Genomic DNA, 17,337 nt, shown 5'->3' with positions numbered 1-17,337 from the left:
GAGCGAAAATCGGGCCCAGCGAGGACAGTTTTTGCCGGATTTGCAGACCCATAGCCCAGCTATGGGACAAAAAGACGGTGAAAAATGGACCGCTGCGGTCGATTTGCAGCCGACGATTCCCAAGTCCGACAGGCTCCTAGCGCTTGCGGCCCAGCAACGCGTACAGCAAGATGGCACCGAAGGTGGCCGTGCCTATGCCGCCCAGTGCAAACTGGCCGAACTTCAGCGTGAAGTCTCCGGTGCCCAGCACCAGCGTGATCGCCGCAACCAGCAGGTTGCGGTTGTCCGAAAAGTCCACCTTGTTGTCCACCCAGATTTTGGCACCGGCCACCGCGATCAGCCCGAACACCACGATGCTGACGCCGCCCATCACCGGCAACGGAATTGCCTGGATCAGCGCGCCGAACTTCGGGCTGAAGCCGAGCACGATGGCAATCAGCGCCGCCACCAGAAACACCGCTGTCGAATAGATGCGTGTCGCCGCCATCACGCCGATATTTTCGGCATAGGTGGTCACGCCCGTACCGCCGGCCGCGCCCGAGACCATGGTCGCCACCCCGTCGCCGATGAAGGCGCGGCCCATGTAGGAGTCCAGGTTTTTTCCGGTCATGGCCGTCACGGCCTTGATGTGGCCGAGGTTTTCGGCCACCAGAATGATGGCTACCGGCGCGATCAGCAGCATGGCGCTGGCACTGAACACCGGTGCGGCAAAACCTGGCATGCCCAACCACGCCGCACTGGCGATCACCGAAAGATCCACCGGTTTGCCGAGCCCCAGGCCATTGGTCAGCACGGCGTAAATGAGTGTTGCGACGATCAGGCCAACGAGGATCAGCAGGCGTTGCACCATGCCGCGCGTCATCACCGCGACCAGCGCCACGCTGACGAAGGTCACCACCTGCATCCAGGCGTCAAAGTTGCTGGCGGCCATGTTCTTGATGGGAATGCCGGCCAGGTTCAGGCCAATCACCGCGACCACAGCACCGGTGACCACCGGCGGCATGAACCGTTCGATCCAGCCGGTGCCCACGACCTGCACGATGACACCTATGAGTGTGTACAACACACCGCAGGCAATGATGCCGCCCAGTGCGACCCCGATGTTTGCGTTCGGGCCTTTGCCAGCATACGCCGTGGCGGCAATGACGACGCCGATGAAGGCGAAACTGGATCCCAGGTAACTGGGCACCTTGCCGCCGGTGACGGCAAAAAAGATCAGCGTGCCGATGCCGCTCATCAAGATCGCCATGTTCGGATCAAAGCCCATCAGGATGGGCGCCAGCACCGTCGCGCCAAACATCGCTATCACATGCTGCACGCCCATCACTGCGGTTTGCGGCCAGGGCAGGCGCTCATCTGGCGCAATCACCCCGCCTTGCTGCAGCACCGCGCTGTTTTTTTCTGTCCAGCTGAACATGCCCATCCCATGACTCCTCGTGTTGTAGGTGCCGACATGCTAGGGGCAAGACCGCCCGGGCACAAGAGGAAAACAGCGGCGACGGCGCCTCAGGACAGAAAGGACGCCACTGCCTTGAGCACCTCGGCGTCTTTCAGGATGCGCCTGTGCCCGGGATCCTGTGTGGCCAGCAATCGCGCACCGGCGATAGCCTGGCTGTACGCCACGCCATCCGCAAAGCGGCTGATACTGTCGTGCCTGTCATGCACCACCAGCGTGGGCTGGCTTATGCGTGGGCCGACGGCCTGCGGTTCGAACTGCGGCATCAGGACGCCCTCGCGCGCCTCGAAGCGTTTTTGCATGGCGGCGCGCGTGGCCTCGCTGAGCCCGAACACCTGCGCAAACAGCCGCGTGTATTCGTGGGGGGAGGCCGGCGGCGCCAGCAGCACCAGCTTGTCCACCGACAGGCCACGGCTGGCCGCAAAACCTGCAGCATTCGCGCCCAGCGAGTGGGCGACCAACGCCTGCAGCCGGTAGCCTTCTTGCTGCAGGCGCGCTGCGGCGTAGTCGATCGCGCGCGCAAACTGCGGCAGACTGCTGGTTGGACCCGCACTGCGGCCATGCGCCGGCATCTCCAGAATCACCGCATGCAAGCCCTGCGCCTGCAGGCTGTCGGCCAGCGCCAGCATCTGACCGGCGTGCCCTCCCCAGCCGTGCAGCAGCAGCACCACCGGCCCATGCGGCGCAACCGGCCTTGTGTACAGCGTGATGCTGGCATTTTCAAATGGCCAACTGCTGATGGCCCAGTCGCGGGGCCATGCGCGGCGTCGATTCAGCCAGCGCGGAGGCAGCGGGGTGTCGAACAGCCGGTAGGCGGCGCGTACTGCCAGCGCGGGCCACAGGCGCTGCGAAGCGCTCAGGCCCCAGCGAAACAGCCGGGTAACAGGGCTGGTATTGTAGAAAGCGGCGGTGGCTTGCACAGAACTGCGTGTCATGGTGACCTCCTTTTTGCTTGATCAGTACCAGACCCAGTCTTCATTGCTGCGAGGCAGGCCTCGCAGCGATTCGGCAGCGGCCTGTACGGCGCGCACGAGGACAAACAGAGTCAAGGCGAAAAATGGCAACAACATGGCATTTCCGTTCTTCGCACGATTGTGCGAAATATGAACCAACAAAAAACCCTCGCGGGGCCTTATCACGGCAGTCTCCCCAGGATCAGGTCTGGTAACTTTTCATCAGTCCACGCTAAGTCCAGCGCCGCGACCACCATCGCGGCCTTCCATTTTGCCGCTCTGGCCATGTCACCCGGAGCCGACAGGGGCTTACGGGTGGCTCCGTATTCATCCTACAGCCGCCAACCCTCACGCGGGCGAAGATAACAGTGAGCAAGTCGCTCTCATATTTTTTGGAAATACCATGAAAAAGCAATCATTGACGCTGACCCTTGCCGCCCTGGCCTGTACCGCGGCCTTCGCACAAGCGCCTGCTGGCACAGCCGGTGCGCCTCCCGCACAGATCAACCCGACAGCCTCAGGCGGCGCTCCCGCTGCCAAGGCTGAAATGAAAGTTGATACCAAAAAAGCCAACGGCTCCACGTTGTCTGCACCCAACCCGGCGGCAGGCATGGGCGGTGCGCCAGTCGATGCCAAAATCGATGCGGCGGCCTCGGGCGGCAAACCAGCTGCCAAGGCCGAGATGAAAGCCAATGCCAAGATTGGCGCGACGGCCATGAACAAGATGGACACCAATGGCGACGGCATGGTTTCCTCCAGGGAATGGAACCGTTATCAAACCGCCATGTGGAAAAGCATGAAGCCCGCCAAAAACGGCATGGTTCCCATGACGGACGTCGAAGCCATGATGCGCGGCACACCAAAATAAGGTTGACCGCACTGCGCGGACGGGCCAGGTCGCTGGCACAGTCCGGCGTCATACGCCTCGCGCGCTGTCCCCAAAACGGCCGCCTGCCCGGGCGGTCGTTTCGCGTTCATTCACTCTCAGCATCATCTTGACCGTGGTAGTTCGACCTGCCCAGGCCAGGCGATCTCCGGCCTTTGCTTTTTTTCGGGGACGAGGGCGGTGAGCGGCAACCCCACGCGTGCTGCTAAGCTTTCTTCCCATGCGCGCTCCCCACACTCCCCAAATTCGCCTGTATCAAAACTGGCTTCGCGAGACGCGCGGCCAGTCGTTCGACAGCTATGACGCGCTGTGGCGCTGGTCGATCACTGACCTGGACGCCTTCTGGCAAAGCGTCTGGGACTACTTCGACCTGCAGTCGCCAACGCGGCACAGCGCCGTACTGGCCAACCATCAGATGCCGGGCGCGACGTGGTTTCCGGGTGCGCAGTTCAATTACGTGCACCAGGTATTCCGGCATGTGGACAAGGCGCATGCTGCCGGCTTTCCGGCCCTGATGAGCCACGACGAAAAAAGCCTTGCCGATGGCCGGCAACCCGACGCACTGAGCTGGCCCGAACTGCGCCGCCAGGTGGCTTCACTGGCCCTGCACCTCCAGGCGCACGGCGTGGCACCGGGAGACCGCGTGGCCGCCTACCTGCCCAACATCCCCGAGGCCGCGGTGGCCTTTCTGGCCGTGGCCAGCATAGGCGGCGTGTGGAGCATCTGCGCGCCGGACATGGGCACAAATGCCGTGCTGGACCGTTTCCGGCAAATCGAACCCAAGGTGCTGATTGCCTGTGATGGCGTGACCTATGGCGGACGGGTTCTGGACCGCAGCGCCGTGGTGGCAGACATGCACGCCGCGCTGCCCTCGCTGCAGCACGTGATCATTCACAGCCATCTCAGTGCTACTGTTTCGATAGCTGAAAGCGCCCGTTTTGAGAGGGCTACAGCCCGAAACGATGCTGAAGTGGCGGCCTTCGAACCGTTGTGGCTGCCTTTCGACCATCCCCTGTGGATTGTCTATTCCAGTGGCACGACCGGGCTGCCCAAGCCGATTGTTCATGGGCATGGCGGTACCGTCATTGTTGCGCTGGCGCTGAAAACGTTGCACAACGACATCGGCTGCAGCTACCAGCCCAACAGCTGGGGCGAGCATTACCACTGGTACAGCTCGACCGGCTGGGTGATGTGGAATGCCCAGATCAGCGGCCTGCTCAACGGCACCACCTGCTGCATTTACGACGGCAACCCGGGGGGCAGCAAGGACAAGCCCGACTGGACAACCCTGTGGCGCTTCGCGGCAAAGATGGGGGTGACCTTTTTTGGCGCAGGCGCAGCCTTTTTTGCCAACTGCATGAAGGCGGGCATTGACCTGGCCGACTGCGGCGATCTGACAAAAGTCCGGGCGCTGGGGACCACGGGTTCGCCCCTGTCGGCCGAGGCACAGAACTGGGGCACAGACCAATTCCAGAGATTGCGCCAAACCGCTTCTCATGAAGCGGCGAGATTGGGCGACCAATTTCCCGACGGGCCGCCCCCAGGGAAATTAGCCCCCTCAGGGGGCAGTGAAGTACGCGAAGCGACAAGCGTGGGGGAGTCGATCTGGTGGTGCAACATCTCCGGCGGCACCGATTTTGCCGGCGCATTCATAGGCGGCAACCGCGAGCTCCCGCAAGTTCCCGGTGAGATGCAATGCCGCCTGCTCGGCTGTGCCGTGGAGGCGTGGAACGAGGCCGGCCAGCCCGTCGTCAACGAGGTCGGCGAGCTGGTCTGCACCCAGCCGATTCCGTCCATGCCCTTGTACTTCTGGGGCGACGAGGGCAACAAACGCTACCTGTCCAGCTACTTCGACATGTACCCGAACGTCTGGCGCCACGGCGACTGGCTCAAGGTCACCCCGTCGGGCAGCTGCATCATCTACGGCCGCTCCGACGCCACCATCAACCGCCACGGTCTGCGCATGGGCACCAGCGAGCTTTACAGCGCGGTCGAGGCTTTGCCCGAAGTGCTCGACGCCATGGTGGTGGACCTGGAATACCTGGGGCGAGACAGCTATATGCCGCTGTTTGTGGTGCTGCGCGACGGTCTGGTGCTGGACGCCGCCATCAGAGACAGGTTAAACACCGCCATCAAGACCGCGCTGTCGCCGCGTTTTGTACCCAATGATATTTTTCAGGTGCCAGAAATCCCACGCACCCTCTCGGGCAAAAAGCAGGAGCTGCCGATCAAAAAGCTGCTGCTGGGCCAGCCGCTGGAAAAGGTGGTCAACAAGGATGCGATGGCCAATCCGGACTGCCTCGACTGGTATGTCGCGTTTGCGCAATCACGCACTTCGGCGACCTGAGCGGCACCAGCCCCTTGCTTTCCGCCATCCCATCACGGGCCAGATGCACTACCTGGGCGGCGGGGGCGCCCTGCGGTTGACCAGCACAATGCCCACAGCCACCAGCGCCAGCGCGGCCAGCAGGCTGGGCGTGACCGCTTCTTTGAGCCACAAGGCGCCAAACAGCAGCGCAAAAAGCGGTGTCAAAAACACAAACACTGAAATTTTTGTGGCCGGGTAGTGGCCCAGCATCCACATCCAGGCGAGGTAGCTGGCAAAGGCGCCCACCACCGTCTGCAACAGCAGCGAGGTGATGGCGAACGGGCTGAAGTGCCAGACCCACTGTTCGCCCAGCGCCAGCGACAAAAAGGGCAGCACCGCCGCACTCACCGCCACCTGGTAGAACAGCAGCTTCTCAGCGGATACCCGGGTCAGCGAGGACGACCGTATCACCACCGTGGTCAGCCCCCAGAACATGCCGGCCACCAACGCCAGCACATCGCCGAGCCAGGTCGATGCGCCGCTGGCGCCAAAACCTTCGCGCAGGGCAAAGGCCACCGCAGCAAACGCGCAGGCCAGTCCGGCCCATTGCATGGGGCGCAGTTTTTCCGAGCTCACCCACAGCGGCAACAGCGCCGCCACCCAGAAGGGCGAGGTGTAAAGAAACACGGTCAACCTGGAGGCGCTGGTGTACTGCAAACCCACATAAAGACACGCGAACTCGATAGCAAACAGGCTGCCGGCCAGCAAGCCGGCACGCAGGGTACCGTCAGCACCCAACAGTTTGATGCCGCGCCAGGCGCACCACAGAAACAGCAGCAGCGTGGCGCCGGCAAAACGGATGGAAGCCTGAAACACCGGCGGCAACTCGGCCAGCGTGGCCTTGACCAGCACCTGCTGGAAACCCCAGAACAGGCAGCAAGCCAGCAGCAGGGAAATGGCCAAAGTGTCAAGGTGGGTTCGGCGTGGCGTCATAGGGAATGTCTAAAGTCAGGAGAGGCGGAGCGATCTGACTTCATGGGAGCCAGGACAACGGTCGCAAGATGGTCGCCATTTACAGCGGATGCTCGGTGTAAAACCGGCCGCCGTGAAACAGCAGCGGCGCAGCGCCGGCGCGGTGGGCGCAGCACTCGACCTCGCCGACAAAAATCACATGGTCGCCTTCTTCATAACGACTGCGGTTAAAACATTCAAACGTCGCTGCCGCCCCTGCCAGCAGGGGTGAGCCGCTGATACCCGCGGTCCACGCAACACCGTCCCAGCGGCCTTCGCGCCGGGTGGAAAACCGCTCGGCCAGCTCTTTCTGGTCGGCCGCAAGGATGTTGATGGCGTAGTGCGAGCCGGCGCTCAGGGCGGGCATGGAGCCGGCCACCCGCGACAGGCTCCACAGCACCAGCGGCGGCTCCAGCGAGACTGAATTGAAGGAGTTGGCGGTCAGCCCGATCAGCTCGCCGCTTTCGGCGCGCGCCGTGACAATCGTCACCCCTGTGGCAAACATGGCCAGCGAAGCGCGAAACTCCTGCTTTGAAAAATTGGGGCGGCCAGCCTGGCTTGGGCGAACGTAAGATGACATACGACTAATTTAACTGATGCGCGGTCCACCCGTCCGGCACACGCAGGGCAGGGCGCGACGCCTAAAACAAACCATGCGTATTTCCTGCTTCGCTGCTGTCCTGACGTTCCTGCTGGTTTCGGCGGCGGCCCACGCAGCAGCGCCCTGCGATGAGTTTGTACGCAAGCTGCCCAACGTCAAGCGCAGCCTGTGCGAGGCGGCGCAGCTCGAAGCCAGCGCCGCCCGTTCGGTCAAGGGCCAGCCGCTGTGGGTGCGCGACATCCAGCCTGAGGACGCGCGCTTGCGCGTGCTCGTGATCGGCGCCATCCATGGCGATGAGCTGTCTTCTGCGTCAGTGGCGCTGCACTGGATACAGCTGGCCGCGCAGACGCCGGCGCCCTGGTCCCAGGCGATCCACTGGCGGTTTGTACCCGCCCTCAATCCCGATGGCCTGCTCGCCACGCCGCCCCGCCGCGTCAATGCCAACGGGGTGGACCTGAACCGCAACTTCCCGACACCCCACTGGGAGCGCGATGCCAAGATCTACTGGGAAAAGCGCACGCGCAAAGACCCGCGCCGCTGGCCGGGCCCCAAACCGCTGTCAGAGCCCGAGTCCGCTTTTCTGCATGGCGAGATGCAGCGCTTCAAACCCAACCTGATCGTCAGCATCCATGCGCCATATGGCGTGCTGGACTTTGATGGCCCGTCGGTGCCGCCGTCCAAGCTGGGCCGTCTGTACCTGGACCAGGTCGGGATTTTCCCCGGCTCCCTGGGCAACTATGGCGGCGTGCACAAAGGTGTGCCGGTGGTCACCATTGAGCTGCCCAATTCAACACGCACGCCGCTGGACGCGGAGATGCGTCAGATGTGGCTGGACCTGCTGCGCTGGATGAGCGAGCGGATGGGTCCGGGCGAGACGGCTCGCTCGCCGCGTCTGCCCTGAGCCAAAGTTATTGGCCAAACAGACCCCCAGCCCTTATGCGATGGGCGCGACCAGCTATAAAAACAGGAGCAAAAGCCCTCAGCGTTTTTTGAGCTTGTCGTACGTGGCATCCACGGCAGGCGTTCTGCCGGTGTCCTGCAGGCCGCGCCCCAGGTCGGTGTGGGCTTGCTTGATCTGCGGATCGGGCACCGCGTCCGTCATGTCGGTGGATTGGTCGCGTTCATGCGGCAGGGCCAGGTTGGCTTCATCCGAGGCGTCGCGCGGTGTTTCGGCCTGCCCGGGCCGAGCGCGACCTGGCGCCGGGGTTTTGGCTGGCATGCCTTCGCTGCTGCCGGGTTCGCTGTGGGCCTGTTTGCTGCCGGTGGTACTGGAGCTCGTCATGTTTCTTCCTTGCAATCCAAAACGCGAAAGTATTATTTTGGGCTGAGCGCAACGTCGACAATGTCAGGTCATGCATGGGCGAGCTGTAGGAGGCAGGCTGAACAGCTCATGCGCAGGGTCAAACGCTGAGCGAACCGGCGCAAACCAGACTGTAAAAAATGCAGTCTCAGGCCAGGGCGCCGCATGTTACTTTACGCTGGGCGAGTTGCAGGCCCGCTACCGGCTCTCCCGCCAGCGCGTCAGAAGCCGCCGCGTTGCTGCAGGGTTTCGCGCAGGTTCTGCGCCTTGCCCGCGTCAAACATGCCCTCGGCCCTGGCCAGCACCTCCCCCTGGCGGTTGACCCCCACGGCATACACCTGGTCCGTCCCATTCAGGCCGGCGGAGCGCACAAAATGCTCCCGGTTGGTGAAAACCGGCACCATGCGGGCGCGCACGGCATTGTCGGGGTACTTGCGCCGCAGCTTGTTTTCGATGTCGCTGCGTCCGGCCACGCTGCCGGGGTCATTGAGCACCGGCATGCGCAGCCAGCTGATCGACGGGTCATCCTTGAGGTCCAAGCCCTGGACCCAGCCCTCGATGTGGGCCTGCTGCGTGCCGCGAAAGGCGATCAGCGCCAGCGTCCGCTCACCGGGCAGGCCGTCGGGCACCCTGACAGCCTGGCGGTCCAGGGTGCGCGCCATGATGGTGGGCAGCTGGCCCATCACGCCGGCCTCGTTGGGCGCGGCCGATGCCAGCGCCAAGGCGGCCAAAGCCGCCAGCAGCCAGGCGAACAGGGGGGTCCAGGTGGTTTTCATGATTCGTCCTCCAGGCCACAAGCGGCGCAGAAGCCATTGAACAAGCAAGATACATGGAAGGCCTCCAAGGCGACCGCATTGATTTGGAACAAATCGTTTGTTACTGTTGGGTTTTGTTATGACTTTACAGTTTAACTTTGATCGGGGATTTTATTTCGAGACGCTTGCGGCTAAAATTGGACGCATGATCACACGTGTACTCGCCTCTCCTGCTGCACCCGCGGCCCCGTCGCCGGCCGCACTGCTGACCCCCGCCAAAGTGTCCTTCAAGGCCCAGATGCTGGCTGTCCGCGAGGACGCCATCGTGCAGGCGGTCAACCGCCTGCTGTCGGAAAAAGGCTTTGACCTGATGACGGTGGACCAAGTGGCTGCCGAAGTCGGTATTGCCAAGGCCAGCCTTTACAAACACTTTCCAAGCAAGGAAGACCTGGCCGCCGCCGCCATGGTGCGGGTGGTCACGCGCGCGCAGGCTTTTCTGGCCAGCCTGCCTCCTGACGGCCGGCCGCTGGACCAGCTCAAGGCGATGGTGCGCTGGATGCTGACCCTGCAGCTGGCGGGCGAAATGCCTTCGCTGCCGCACCACAACTCGACCTTGCGCACCACGCTGGTCAACAACAAGGCCTACCTGGACGGACTGATGCAGGTCAGCGACCAGCTCGGCGGCTGGATAGAAAAAGCCCAGGCCGATGGATCGCTCAACACCCGCTTGCCGCCGGTGCTGGTGCTGTACACGCTGTACGCGCGCGCCTGCGACCCGGTGCTGGAGTTCCTCAAGGCCGGCGGCCTGCACAGCGATGAAGAAGTCATCACGCTGGTGTTACAGACCTGTTTTGAGGGACTGAACACGCGTTAACGGGAAATTCGCGAAGCGGCGCTTCTCACCCTCGCCCACTTGTGGGAGAGGGCCGGGGTGAGGGTACTGGCATGGCGCCTTGATTTCATAATTTGGGTTGGCGTTTCGCCCTACCAGTCAGGGCCCGTGCCGACAGGCCCTGACCTTTACAGGGCGGGGCGCCTCTATTCCATTGAGTAACTTTTTCGCGGCGACAGCCCCGGGGCAAGCGAACGGGGCAGCGTCGGGCTGCTGCGTGTGATCGGCGACCCGCGCTCCTGTATGTGGTTGAACGTCCCGAGGAAAGGTCAGGTCGAGCACCGATACGACCCCGGCAAACATGCCCCATACAAAAATTTATCGACAGCGGATTGTGCTGGTCTCGGGAATGATTCTGACGGTTGTTACCCTGCTGGTGGGCGTCACCGTCTTCATGGTCATGCAGCGCCATGCCGAGATAGAGCTGAACCAGGCAGGGCAGGTGGTTGGCAAGGTCATGACGGAGAAGTCACCGCCTGCTACGACGGGCGCCATCAAGGATGCCACCCGTCTGGGCGAAACCGGAGAGAGGGCACTGTGCGCGCCCTTCGGCCTCAAAATTCAGTGTTTTCCGACGACGCTCAATCCGCTCGTCAACACGACGCTGTCCCAACGCTCATCCAGGGGCGATCTGCTGCCGATGGCGCATGCCCTGGCCGGTAAGACCGGCTTCATCAACACGCAGGACTACCGCAACCAGGAGGTCGAGGCTGCCTACGCGCCGGTGGGCGATCTCGGGCTGGGGATGGTGCTGAAAATGGACAGCGCCGAATTGCATGCGCCCGCGTGGACACAGTTGCGCTACCTCATTCCGCTGCTGCTGGGTGGGCTGATCATCGCGCTGCTGTTGCTGCGCTGGCTGCTTGCCCCGCTGGTGCTCCGGTTGGTGGGCTCGGAAGCGCAAGCTCGCGAGATGAGTGCCAGTTTGCACGACAGCGAAAGTCGCGTACGGGCGGTGCTGGACAACGTGCATGAAGGCATCGTGACCATCTCCGCTAGCGGCATGATTGAACTGTTCAATCCGGCGGCAGAGCGCATATTCGGCTACCGCAGGGAAGAGGTGATCGGCAAGAATGTGTCCATGCTGATGCCCGAGCCTTACCACAGCGAGCACGGTGGCTACCTGTCGCGTTATCTTCGTACCGGGCAGGCGCAGATCATCGGCATAGGGCGCGAGGTGGCGGGACGGCGCAGCGACGGCAGCCTTTTCCCGATGGATCTGGGAATTGCGGAGGTCTCCCTGGAGGGGCGTCGCCAGTTCATCGGCAGCATCCGCGACATCACGGAGCGGCAGACCGCTGAGCTGGCGCTGCGCAAGAGCGAGGAGAACTTTCGCCAGATGGTTGATACCAGCCTCGAAAGCATTTTGCAGACCCGCCCCGATGGCCGGGTGCTCAATGCCAACCCTGCCGCCTGCGCCTTGTTTGGCATGAGTGTGCAGGAAATGCGGGAACGTGGACGGGGCGGGCTGGTGGACACTTCCGATCCGCGCTTGCCGGCACTGCTTGCAGAGCGCGAACGCGAGGGTCAGGTTTATGGCGAGTTGCGCATGGTTCGCAGTGACGGCAGCGTGTTCGAGTGCGAACTTTCCTCGTCGATTTTTCTGGACCTGGATAACCGGTCTTGTTCGAACATCGTGCTGCGCGACATCACTGAGCGCAAGCGCGCCGAAGCGCACAGCACACGCCTGAATGCCGAGCTGGAGCAGCGGGTCGGAGAACGCACGGCCCAGCTGGAGGCCTCCAACCGCGACCTGCAGGAGTTTGCCCACTCGGTCGCGCATGACCTGCGCCAGCCTTTTATTGCGATTGGCGGCTTCATCGGGCTGCTCGAGCGATCGGTGGAGGACGAACGCGCGCGGCACTACGTCAACCGTATCAAGGACGGCGTCAGGCAGGCTGGCGAGCTGACCGACGCCCTGCTCGCGCTGGCCAACCTGTCGCGCGTCGAGCTGCGCCTGCAGGAAGTCGATCTCAGCACACTGGCCTTCAGCGTGATGGACAAGCTCCAGCAACAAGACCCGGACCGGGTGTGCCGCATTCACATTGAGCCGGGGCTGCGCGCCCAGGCCGACGCGATGCTGATCAGGCTGGTACTGGAAGAGCTGCTCGGCAACGCCTGGAAGTTCACGTCTCGGCGAAGCCAAACCGAGATCGGTTTTGGCATGCTATCCGAGGAAGCCGGGACCTCTGGCGCCGAACCCGTCTATGTGGTCAGGGACAACGGCGAAGGCTTCGACATGGCCCATGCCGACAAGCTGTTTCGCAGCTTTCAGCGCTTACACACCGCGCAGGATTTTCCCGGTGCGGGTGTCGGTCTGGCCAACTGCCAACGCATTGTGGCGCGCCACGGCGGGCGGATCTGGGCAGAGTCGGCCCTGGGTGAAGGGTCGGGGTTTTTCTTCACGCTGGGCAACGACCGGCCGTGAGGCGAACAGTTGCCTGCTCGGTTGCTACTAATTCGATAGCTGTTAACGCCCGCAGGATAAGGGTCAGGACTCTATTTTGATCAAGGCGTCGGGCTTGAAGCCGTCCTGCTCGCCCTTGCGGGCGTAGCCCAGCGGGTTGGCCACCACACGGCAGCCGTTTTTCACATAGTCGCTCGGGCAATGCAAGTGGCCGTGCAGCCACAGCTGCGCCTGACCCAGCAGCTCATCCAGCGCATTGCAAAAACCTGCGGTGCCGGGCGCCAGGCCATAACGCGGGTCCGCGCTGAGCAGGCTGGGCGCAAAGTGAGTGACCACCACCGTCGGACCGTTGAAGGGCTGCGCCAGTGCCTGCCGCAACCAGGCCTGGCTGGTCAGCCCACGTTCGCGCACGGCATCGGCCAGCATGGGCTGACCCCCCTGAAAGGCGTGGTTCTTGCGGAGATAAAAATTGGCGGCTCGAAAAGCTTTTTCGCGGGCTTTGAGCTGCTCGCCCAGGGTCATGCCGCCGCTGCGGGTTTCGTCGGCACTGAGCGCGTCGAAGTCGCTCCACAACGTGCTGCCGAGAAACCGCACGCCTTGCTGCAGCACGGTTTGCTGCTCCAGCCAGACCATGCCCAGCCTTTCGCAGGTCTGACGCAGCCGCGTGTGGGTCGCGTCGAAGTCCAGCCCGTCGTACTCGTGGTTGCCAGGAATAAAAAAGACCGGGGTGGGCCAGCCGGCGCCGCCTTGCGCGACCGGCAAGGGCGAAAAACGTGACAGGCCGAAATCCCCGTCGTCCATCCCCCCCGCCAGCAGCGAGCCCGGCTGGTAAGAGCCAATGTCACCGGCCAGCACCAGCAAATCGGCGCCGGGCACGGGCTGCGCCCGAAAATGCGGGTTGGACTCAAGATGCAGGTCGGACAGAAGCTGGATGTTCACTCCCCCGATTGTGAGGGATGTCACGCGGCACGCCCCCTATGCCGACAGCAGCAACAACTATGCGTGTTGGGCATGTAAAACAGGCCGCCGCCGACTTGCAATCCTAGGGAAAACCCTCACTCTTGAATCATCGCAACTTTTCACCACCAGCCGCTGGTGACAACCCTCATGAACCGCCTTGTCTCACGCCTTCGTTCGTTTTTCTCCGCCAAGCACCCAACCGCGCCAGCCAGCGGCGTGGCCCGCCAGCTGATGGAGAGCGCCGGCGACCGCGCCGGCCGCAACCCGCGCCAGGCGCGGGAGCTGCGCCGCGCTGCTTTTGCCTACCTCAGCGTCGTTCGCTGACCCGTCAGGGTTTGGGGCCTGAAAGCCCAAGCCCCTTGGTTAGCTATTAAATTCATAGCTGATAGCGCTTGTCCCGAAAGGGCTGGAGCCTGATTTCATCATTAGATTTGCGGCTGGCAGGTCCTTGGACCCATGCATTGGGCCATTGATTTTTGAACGGCCGCCGCAAGACTACTGCGCGGCCGCCCGCGCCATGCGTTCACTTTTCCAGTACACATCGTCGCCGCCGTCCATCCGGTTGAGCACACGCGTCAGCACAAACAGCAGGTCGCTCAGACGGTTCAGGTACTGGCGCGGCGACTCTTTCAGGGTCTCGGCGTTATCCAGCGCAACGACTGCGCGCTCGGCCCGACGCGCCACCGTGCGGCAGACATGCGCCAGCGATGCGGCGCGCGAGCCGGCCGGCAAGATGAATTCAGCCAGGCGCGGCAAGGCGGCGTTGTACTTTTCCAGCGCATCGTCAAGCTGCGCCACCGCCTCGGGCTTGAGCAGCTCGAAGCCCGGGATCGACAACTCGCCACCCAGGTTGAAGAGCTGGTGCTGCACTTCAACCAGCAGCTCGCGCACGTCAAGCGGCATCTCTTCACACAGCAGCACGCCAATGTTCGAGTTGAGCTCGTCCACATCGCCCATGGCATGCACACGCAGGCTGTCTTTGGAGACGCGGGTGTTGTCGCCCAGTCCGGTGCTGCCGTCGTCCCCGGTGCGGGTGGCGATCTGGGTGAGTCTGTTGGCCATAAGTAAAAATCCGGAAGGCTTACGCGAGGATAGAAAATGTGTCGAAACTGCAGATGATGTCAACGAGGCAACACACTGCAAAAGTGCTGGCAGCTGGGCGCTGGCTGCGTTGCAATGGCAGCTTCTTCAACTTCAAGGAACTGTCTGCATGACGTCCAAATTTCATTTTATTCCCAACTTTGAATTGCGCAGCGTCGCGCTGCTGACTGCGCTGACTGTCGGTCCGGCGCTGGCTGCCCATGCGCAGGCCACTGATTCGGGCGCGGTCAAACCGCCCGCTGCACAGAGCGCTCCCACAATGCAGGGCGCAGCCCCCAAAGCCGCCCCTGCCGACCAGGACAGCGCTGCCGCTTTTACGCGGGCAGATGCCAACAAGGACGGCAAGCTCAGCCGCCAGGAGGCCGCGCGCTTGCCTGCGGTCGAGCAGCGCTTTGACCAGATAGACAGCAACAAGGACCAGTTCGTGTCACGCGAAGAGTTTGAGGCCGCCATCAAGTCCTGACCCGACGGCGTAGCCCGGTCAATGAGCGGCAGAGGCCCGATTCGGGCCAGTGGGGGCCCTGGGTGGTCCCCACTTCAAAATTCAGCCGACAAGTCGTAAACTGGTACTCCAGCCTGGAGACACCATGAACGCCCCCACCCATCCCGACCACCTGTTGCCCCAACTCAATCTGCGCGCCGTGCCGCAGGCCTTGATCGACGCGCTGAAGGCCAGGTTTGCCGAGCGCTGCTCAACCGCCCTGGTGGTGCGCGAGCAGCATGGGCGCGACGAGTCGTCTTTTGCGGCGCCTCCGCCAGCGGCCGTGGTGTTTGCCGAAAGCACCACCGACGTCGCCGATGCGATCAAGCTGGCGGCGCAGTATCAGGTGCCGGTCATCCCATTTGGCGTTGGCACCTCGCTCGAAGGCCATCTGCTGGCCGTGCAGGGTGGCATCAGCATTGACGTCAGCCGCATGAACAAGGTGTTGTCCATCAATGCCGAAGACCTGACGGTGACGGTACAGGCTGGCGTCACGCGCAAGCAGCTCAATGAAGAAGTCAAAAGCACTGGCCTGTTTTTCCCGATCGACCCCGGCGCTGATGCCACGATTGGCGGCATGAGCGCCACGCGCGCCAGCGGCACCAACGCCGTGCGTTACGGCACCATGCGCGAAAACGTGCTCGCGCTTGAAGTGGTCACCGCCAGCGGTGAAGTCATCCGCACAGGCACCCGCGCCAAAAAATCATCCGCTGGCTACGATTTGACGCGACTGATGGTCGGCAGCGAAGGCACGCTGGGCGTGATCACCGAAGTGACCGTCAAGCTATACCCGCTGCCTGAAGCGATATCTGCAGCCATCTGCTCTTTCCCCAGCATTGAAGCGGCGGTGCGCACCACCATTCAGATCATCCAGCTCGGGGTTCCGATTGCACGTGTGGAACTGATCGACGCCCACACCGTGCGCATGGTCAACGCGCACAGCAAACTCGGCCTGCGCGAAGAGCCGATGCTGCTGATGGAGTTTCACGGCTCTCCCGGCAGCGTCAAGGAACAGGCCGAGACCGTGCAGGAGATCGCGACGGACATGGGCGGCAACGCCTTTGAATGGGCCAGCACCCCCGAGGAGCGAACGCGGCTGTGGACCGCGCGGCACAACGCTTACTTTGCAGCCATCCAGTCACGCCCCGGCTGCCGTGCGATTTCAACCGACACCTGTGTGCCGATCTCGCGCCTGGCCGACTGCCTGCTTGACTCGGTCAGCGAAGCCGATGCCAGCGGCATCCCTTACTTCCTGGTCGGCCACGTGGGCGACGGCAACTTTCACTTCGGCTACCTGATCGACCCCGACAAGCCCCAAGAACGCGAAATCGCCGAGGGTTTGAACCACAAACTCGTCACGCGCGCGCTGAGCCTGGAAGGCACCTGCACCGGCGAGCACGGTGTCGGCCTGCACAAGATGGACTTTCTGGTGACCGAGACCGGCGACGGCGCGGTCAACATGATGCGCACCATCAAGCGCGCGCTGGACCCGCTCAACATCATGAATCCGGGCAAGATTTTCACGCTGTAGGCAGTCGCGGATGCCTGGCCTGCGGGCGCCGAAAGCAGGCATCCCCACAGGCGTCAGGCGTCAGGCGTCAAAATCAGGCGAACTGACAACGGTGGATGCCATGCTGTATCTATTCCTCAAGTCTTTTCATCTGGCGGCGGTGCTGGCCTGGGTGGGCGGCATGTTGACCCTGTCGGTGCTGCTGGGCGCGCTCGGCAAGGATGCTCCGGCGCGTGGCCCGTATGAGCAGGGTTTGCTGGCCGCTTTTTATCGCTGGGACCGCCGCGTCACCACGCCGGCCCTGGGGCTGGTCTGGGTCCTGGGCATCGCCCTGGCGCTGATGAGCGGCTGGTACAACGCGCCCTGGCTGTGGCTCAAGGTGGCCATCGTGTTTGTGCTGTCGGGGCTGCATGGCAACCAGTCTGCAACACTGCGGCGCCTGGTTTCCGGCGCGGCGCCGCAGCAGCCGGCCAGGGTGCGCAGGACCGCTGGAGCGGTCATTGTGGCCATCACGGCCATTGCGCTGCTGGTGATCTTCAAACCCTGGGGCGCCGTCTAGAACCGCTTTGCGACCCTAGGAGCCTGTCGGGCTTGGGAATCGTCGGCTGCAAATTGACCGCAGCGGTCCATTTTTCACCGTCTTTTTGTCCCATAGCTGGGCTATGGGCCTGCAAATCCGGCAAAAACTGTCCTCGCTGGGGCCGATTTTCGCTTTC

The 17,337-nt window shown here is 62.9% G+C and carries 17 protein-coding genes; 9 read left to right on the top strand and 8 right to left on the bottom strand.

Features of this window, described 5'->3' with window-relative positions; translation table 11 throughout:
- Nucleotides 1–136: 136 nt before the first annotated feature.
- Both ACESMT_RS16805 and ACESMT_RS16800 read right to left on the bottom strand, forming a co-directional pair.
- Nucleotides 137–1,423, bottom strand: coding sequence for a solute carrier family 23 protein (locus ACESMT_RS16805; protein WP_372827748.1), 1,287 nt, complete (start codon nt 1,421–1,423; stop codon nt 137–139).
- Nucleotides 1,424–1,506: 83 nt separating this feature from the next.
- The gene (locus tag ACESMT_RS16800) at nt 1,507–2,391 is read right to left on the bottom strand and encodes an alpha/beta fold hydrolase (protein WP_372827747.1); all 885 of its coding nucleotides are present in this window, start codon (nt 2,389–2,391) and stop codon (nt 1,507–1,509) included.
- Nucleotides 2,392–2,812: 421 nt separating this feature from the next.
- On the opposite strand from ACESMT_RS16800, the gene ACESMT_RS16795 reads away from it, so the two are divergent.
- Nucleotides 2,813–3,277, top strand: a complete 465-nt coding sequence (locus tag ACESMT_RS16795) for a hypothetical protein (RefSeq protein ID WP_372827746.1) — start codon at nt 2,813–2,815, stop codon at nt 3,275–3,277.
- A gap of 238 nt (nt 3,278–3,515) precedes the next feature.
- On the top strand, nt 3,516–5,642 hold the full coding sequence (locus tag ACESMT_RS16790) for an acetoacetate--CoA ligase (protein ID WP_372827745.1): 2,127 nt from the start codon (nt 3,516–3,518) through the stop codon (nt 5,640–5,642).
- 48 nt (nt 5,643–5,690) lie between these two features.
- Here ACESMT_RS16790 and ACESMT_RS16785 read toward each other — a convergent pair whose 3' ends face one another.
- A complete protein-coding gene (locus ACESMT_RS16785) occupies nt 5,691–6,596 on the bottom strand; it encodes a DMT family transporter (protein ID WP_372827744.1) in 906 nt (301 codons plus the stop codon).
- A 79-nt stretch (nt 6,597–6,675) separates the two neighbouring features.
- Nucleotides 6,676–7,194, bottom strand: coding sequence for a flavin reductase family protein (locus ACESMT_RS16780; protein ID WP_372827743.1), 519 nt, complete (start codon nt 7,192–7,194; stop codon nt 6,676–6,678).
- A 73-nt stretch (nt 7,195–7,267) separates the two neighbouring features.
- On the opposite strand from ACESMT_RS16780, the gene ACESMT_RS16775 reads away from it, so the two are divergent.
- Nucleotides 7,268–8,116 (top strand): M14 family zinc carboxypeptidase, encoded by an 849-nt coding sequence (locus tag ACESMT_RS16775; RefSeq protein WP_372827742.1) that lies wholly within the window; start codon nt 7,268–7,270, stop codon nt 8,114–8,116.
- A gap of 78 nt (nt 8,117–8,194) precedes the next feature.
- Here ACESMT_RS16775 and ACESMT_RS16770 read toward each other — a convergent pair whose 3' ends face one another.
- Both ACESMT_RS16770 and ACESMT_RS16765 read right to left on the bottom strand, forming a co-directional pair.
- On the bottom strand, nt 8,195–8,497 hold the full coding sequence (locus tag ACESMT_RS16770; protein ID WP_372827741.1) for a hypothetical protein: 303 nt from the start codon (nt 8,495–8,497) through the stop codon (nt 8,195–8,197).
- Nucleotides 8,498–8,736: 239 nt separating this feature from the next.
- Nucleotides 8,737–9,291, bottom strand: a complete 555-nt coding sequence (locus ACESMT_RS16765) for a hypothetical protein (RefSeq protein WP_372827740.1) — start codon at nt 9,289–9,291, stop codon at nt 8,737–8,739.
- Nucleotides 9,292–9,568: 277 nt separating this feature from the next.
- Here ACESMT_RS16765 and ACESMT_RS16760 point away from each other — a divergent pair, with 277 nt between their 5' ends.
- Both ACESMT_RS16760 and ACESMT_RS16755 read left to right on the top strand, forming a co-directional pair.
- Nucleotides 9,569–10,144 carry a TetR/AcrR family transcriptional regulator gene (locus ACESMT_RS16760; RefSeq protein ID WP_372827749.1) on the top strand — a complete coding sequence of 192 codons (576 nt, stop codon included), beginning with the start codon at nt 9,569–9,571 and terminating at the stop codon, nt 10,142–10,144.
- Between the two features lie 319 nt (nt 10,145–10,463).
- Nucleotides 10,464–12,590 (top strand): PAS domain S-box protein, encoded by a 2,127-nt coding sequence (locus tag ACESMT_RS16755; RefSeq protein ID WP_372827739.1) that lies wholly within the window; start codon nt 10,464–10,466, stop codon nt 12,588–12,590.
- A 63-nt stretch (nt 12,591–12,653) separates the two neighbouring features.
- On the opposite strand, the gene ACESMT_RS16750 is transcribed toward ACESMT_RS16755, so the two are convergent.
- Nucleotides 12,654–13,508: a metallophosphoesterase gene (locus tag ACESMT_RS16750; RefSeq protein ID WP_372827738.1), complete on the bottom strand. Its 855-nt coding sequence runs from the start codon at nt 13,506–13,508 to the stop codon at nt 12,654–12,656.
- A 168-nt stretch (nt 13,509–13,676) separates the two neighbouring features.
- Here ACESMT_RS16750 and ACESMT_RS16745 point away from each other — a divergent pair, with 168 nt between their 5' ends.
- Complete coding sequence (locus ACESMT_RS16745) at nt 13,677–13,853, top strand: hypothetical protein (protein WP_372827737.1); 177 nt, start codon at nt 13,677–13,679, stop codon at nt 13,851–13,853.
- A gap of 171 nt (nt 13,854–14,024) precedes the next feature.
- Here the strand turns inward: ACESMT_RS16745 and ACESMT_RS16740 are convergent, their stop codons facing one another.
- Complete coding sequence (locus tag ACESMT_RS16740; RefSeq protein ID WP_372827736.1) at nt 14,025–14,591, bottom strand: cob(I)yrinic acid a,c-diamide adenosyltransferase; 567 nt, start codon at nt 14,589–14,591, stop codon at nt 14,025–14,027.
- 148 nt (nt 14,592–14,739) lie between these two features.
- On the opposite strand from ACESMT_RS16740, the gene ACESMT_RS16735 reads away from it, so the two are divergent.
- The 3 genes from ACESMT_RS16735 (at nt 14,740) to ACESMT_RS16725 (ending at nt 17,180) form a co-directional block, all read left to right on the top strand.
- On the top strand, nt 14,740–15,093 hold the full coding sequence (locus ACESMT_RS16735) for an EF-hand domain-containing protein (protein ID WP_372827735.1): 354 nt from the start codon (nt 14,740–14,742) through the stop codon (nt 15,091–15,093).
- Between the two features lie 124 nt (nt 15,094–15,217).
- Nucleotides 15,218–16,642, top strand: a complete 1,425-nt coding sequence (locus ACESMT_RS16730) for an FAD-binding oxidoreductase (protein ID WP_372827734.1) — start codon at nt 15,218–15,220, stop codon at nt 16,640–16,642.
- Nucleotides 16,643–16,742: 100 nt separating this feature from the next.
- On the top strand, nt 16,743–17,180 hold the full coding sequence (locus tag ACESMT_RS16725; RefSeq protein ID WP_372827733.1) for a CopD family protein: 438 nt from the start codon (nt 16,743–16,745) through the stop codon (nt 17,178–17,180).
- The last annotated feature ends 157 nt before the right edge of the window (nt 17,181–17,337 follow it).

The sequence above is a fragment of the Polaromonas sp. genome (assembly GCF_041689105.1).
Taxonomy (GTDB): domain Bacteria; phylum Pseudomonadota; class Gammaproteobacteria; order Burkholderiales; family Burkholderiaceae_C; genus Polaromonas.
The sequence above is the reverse complement of the archived record's forward strand: the minus strand, read 5'-3'. Positions and strand labels throughout refer to the sequence as shown.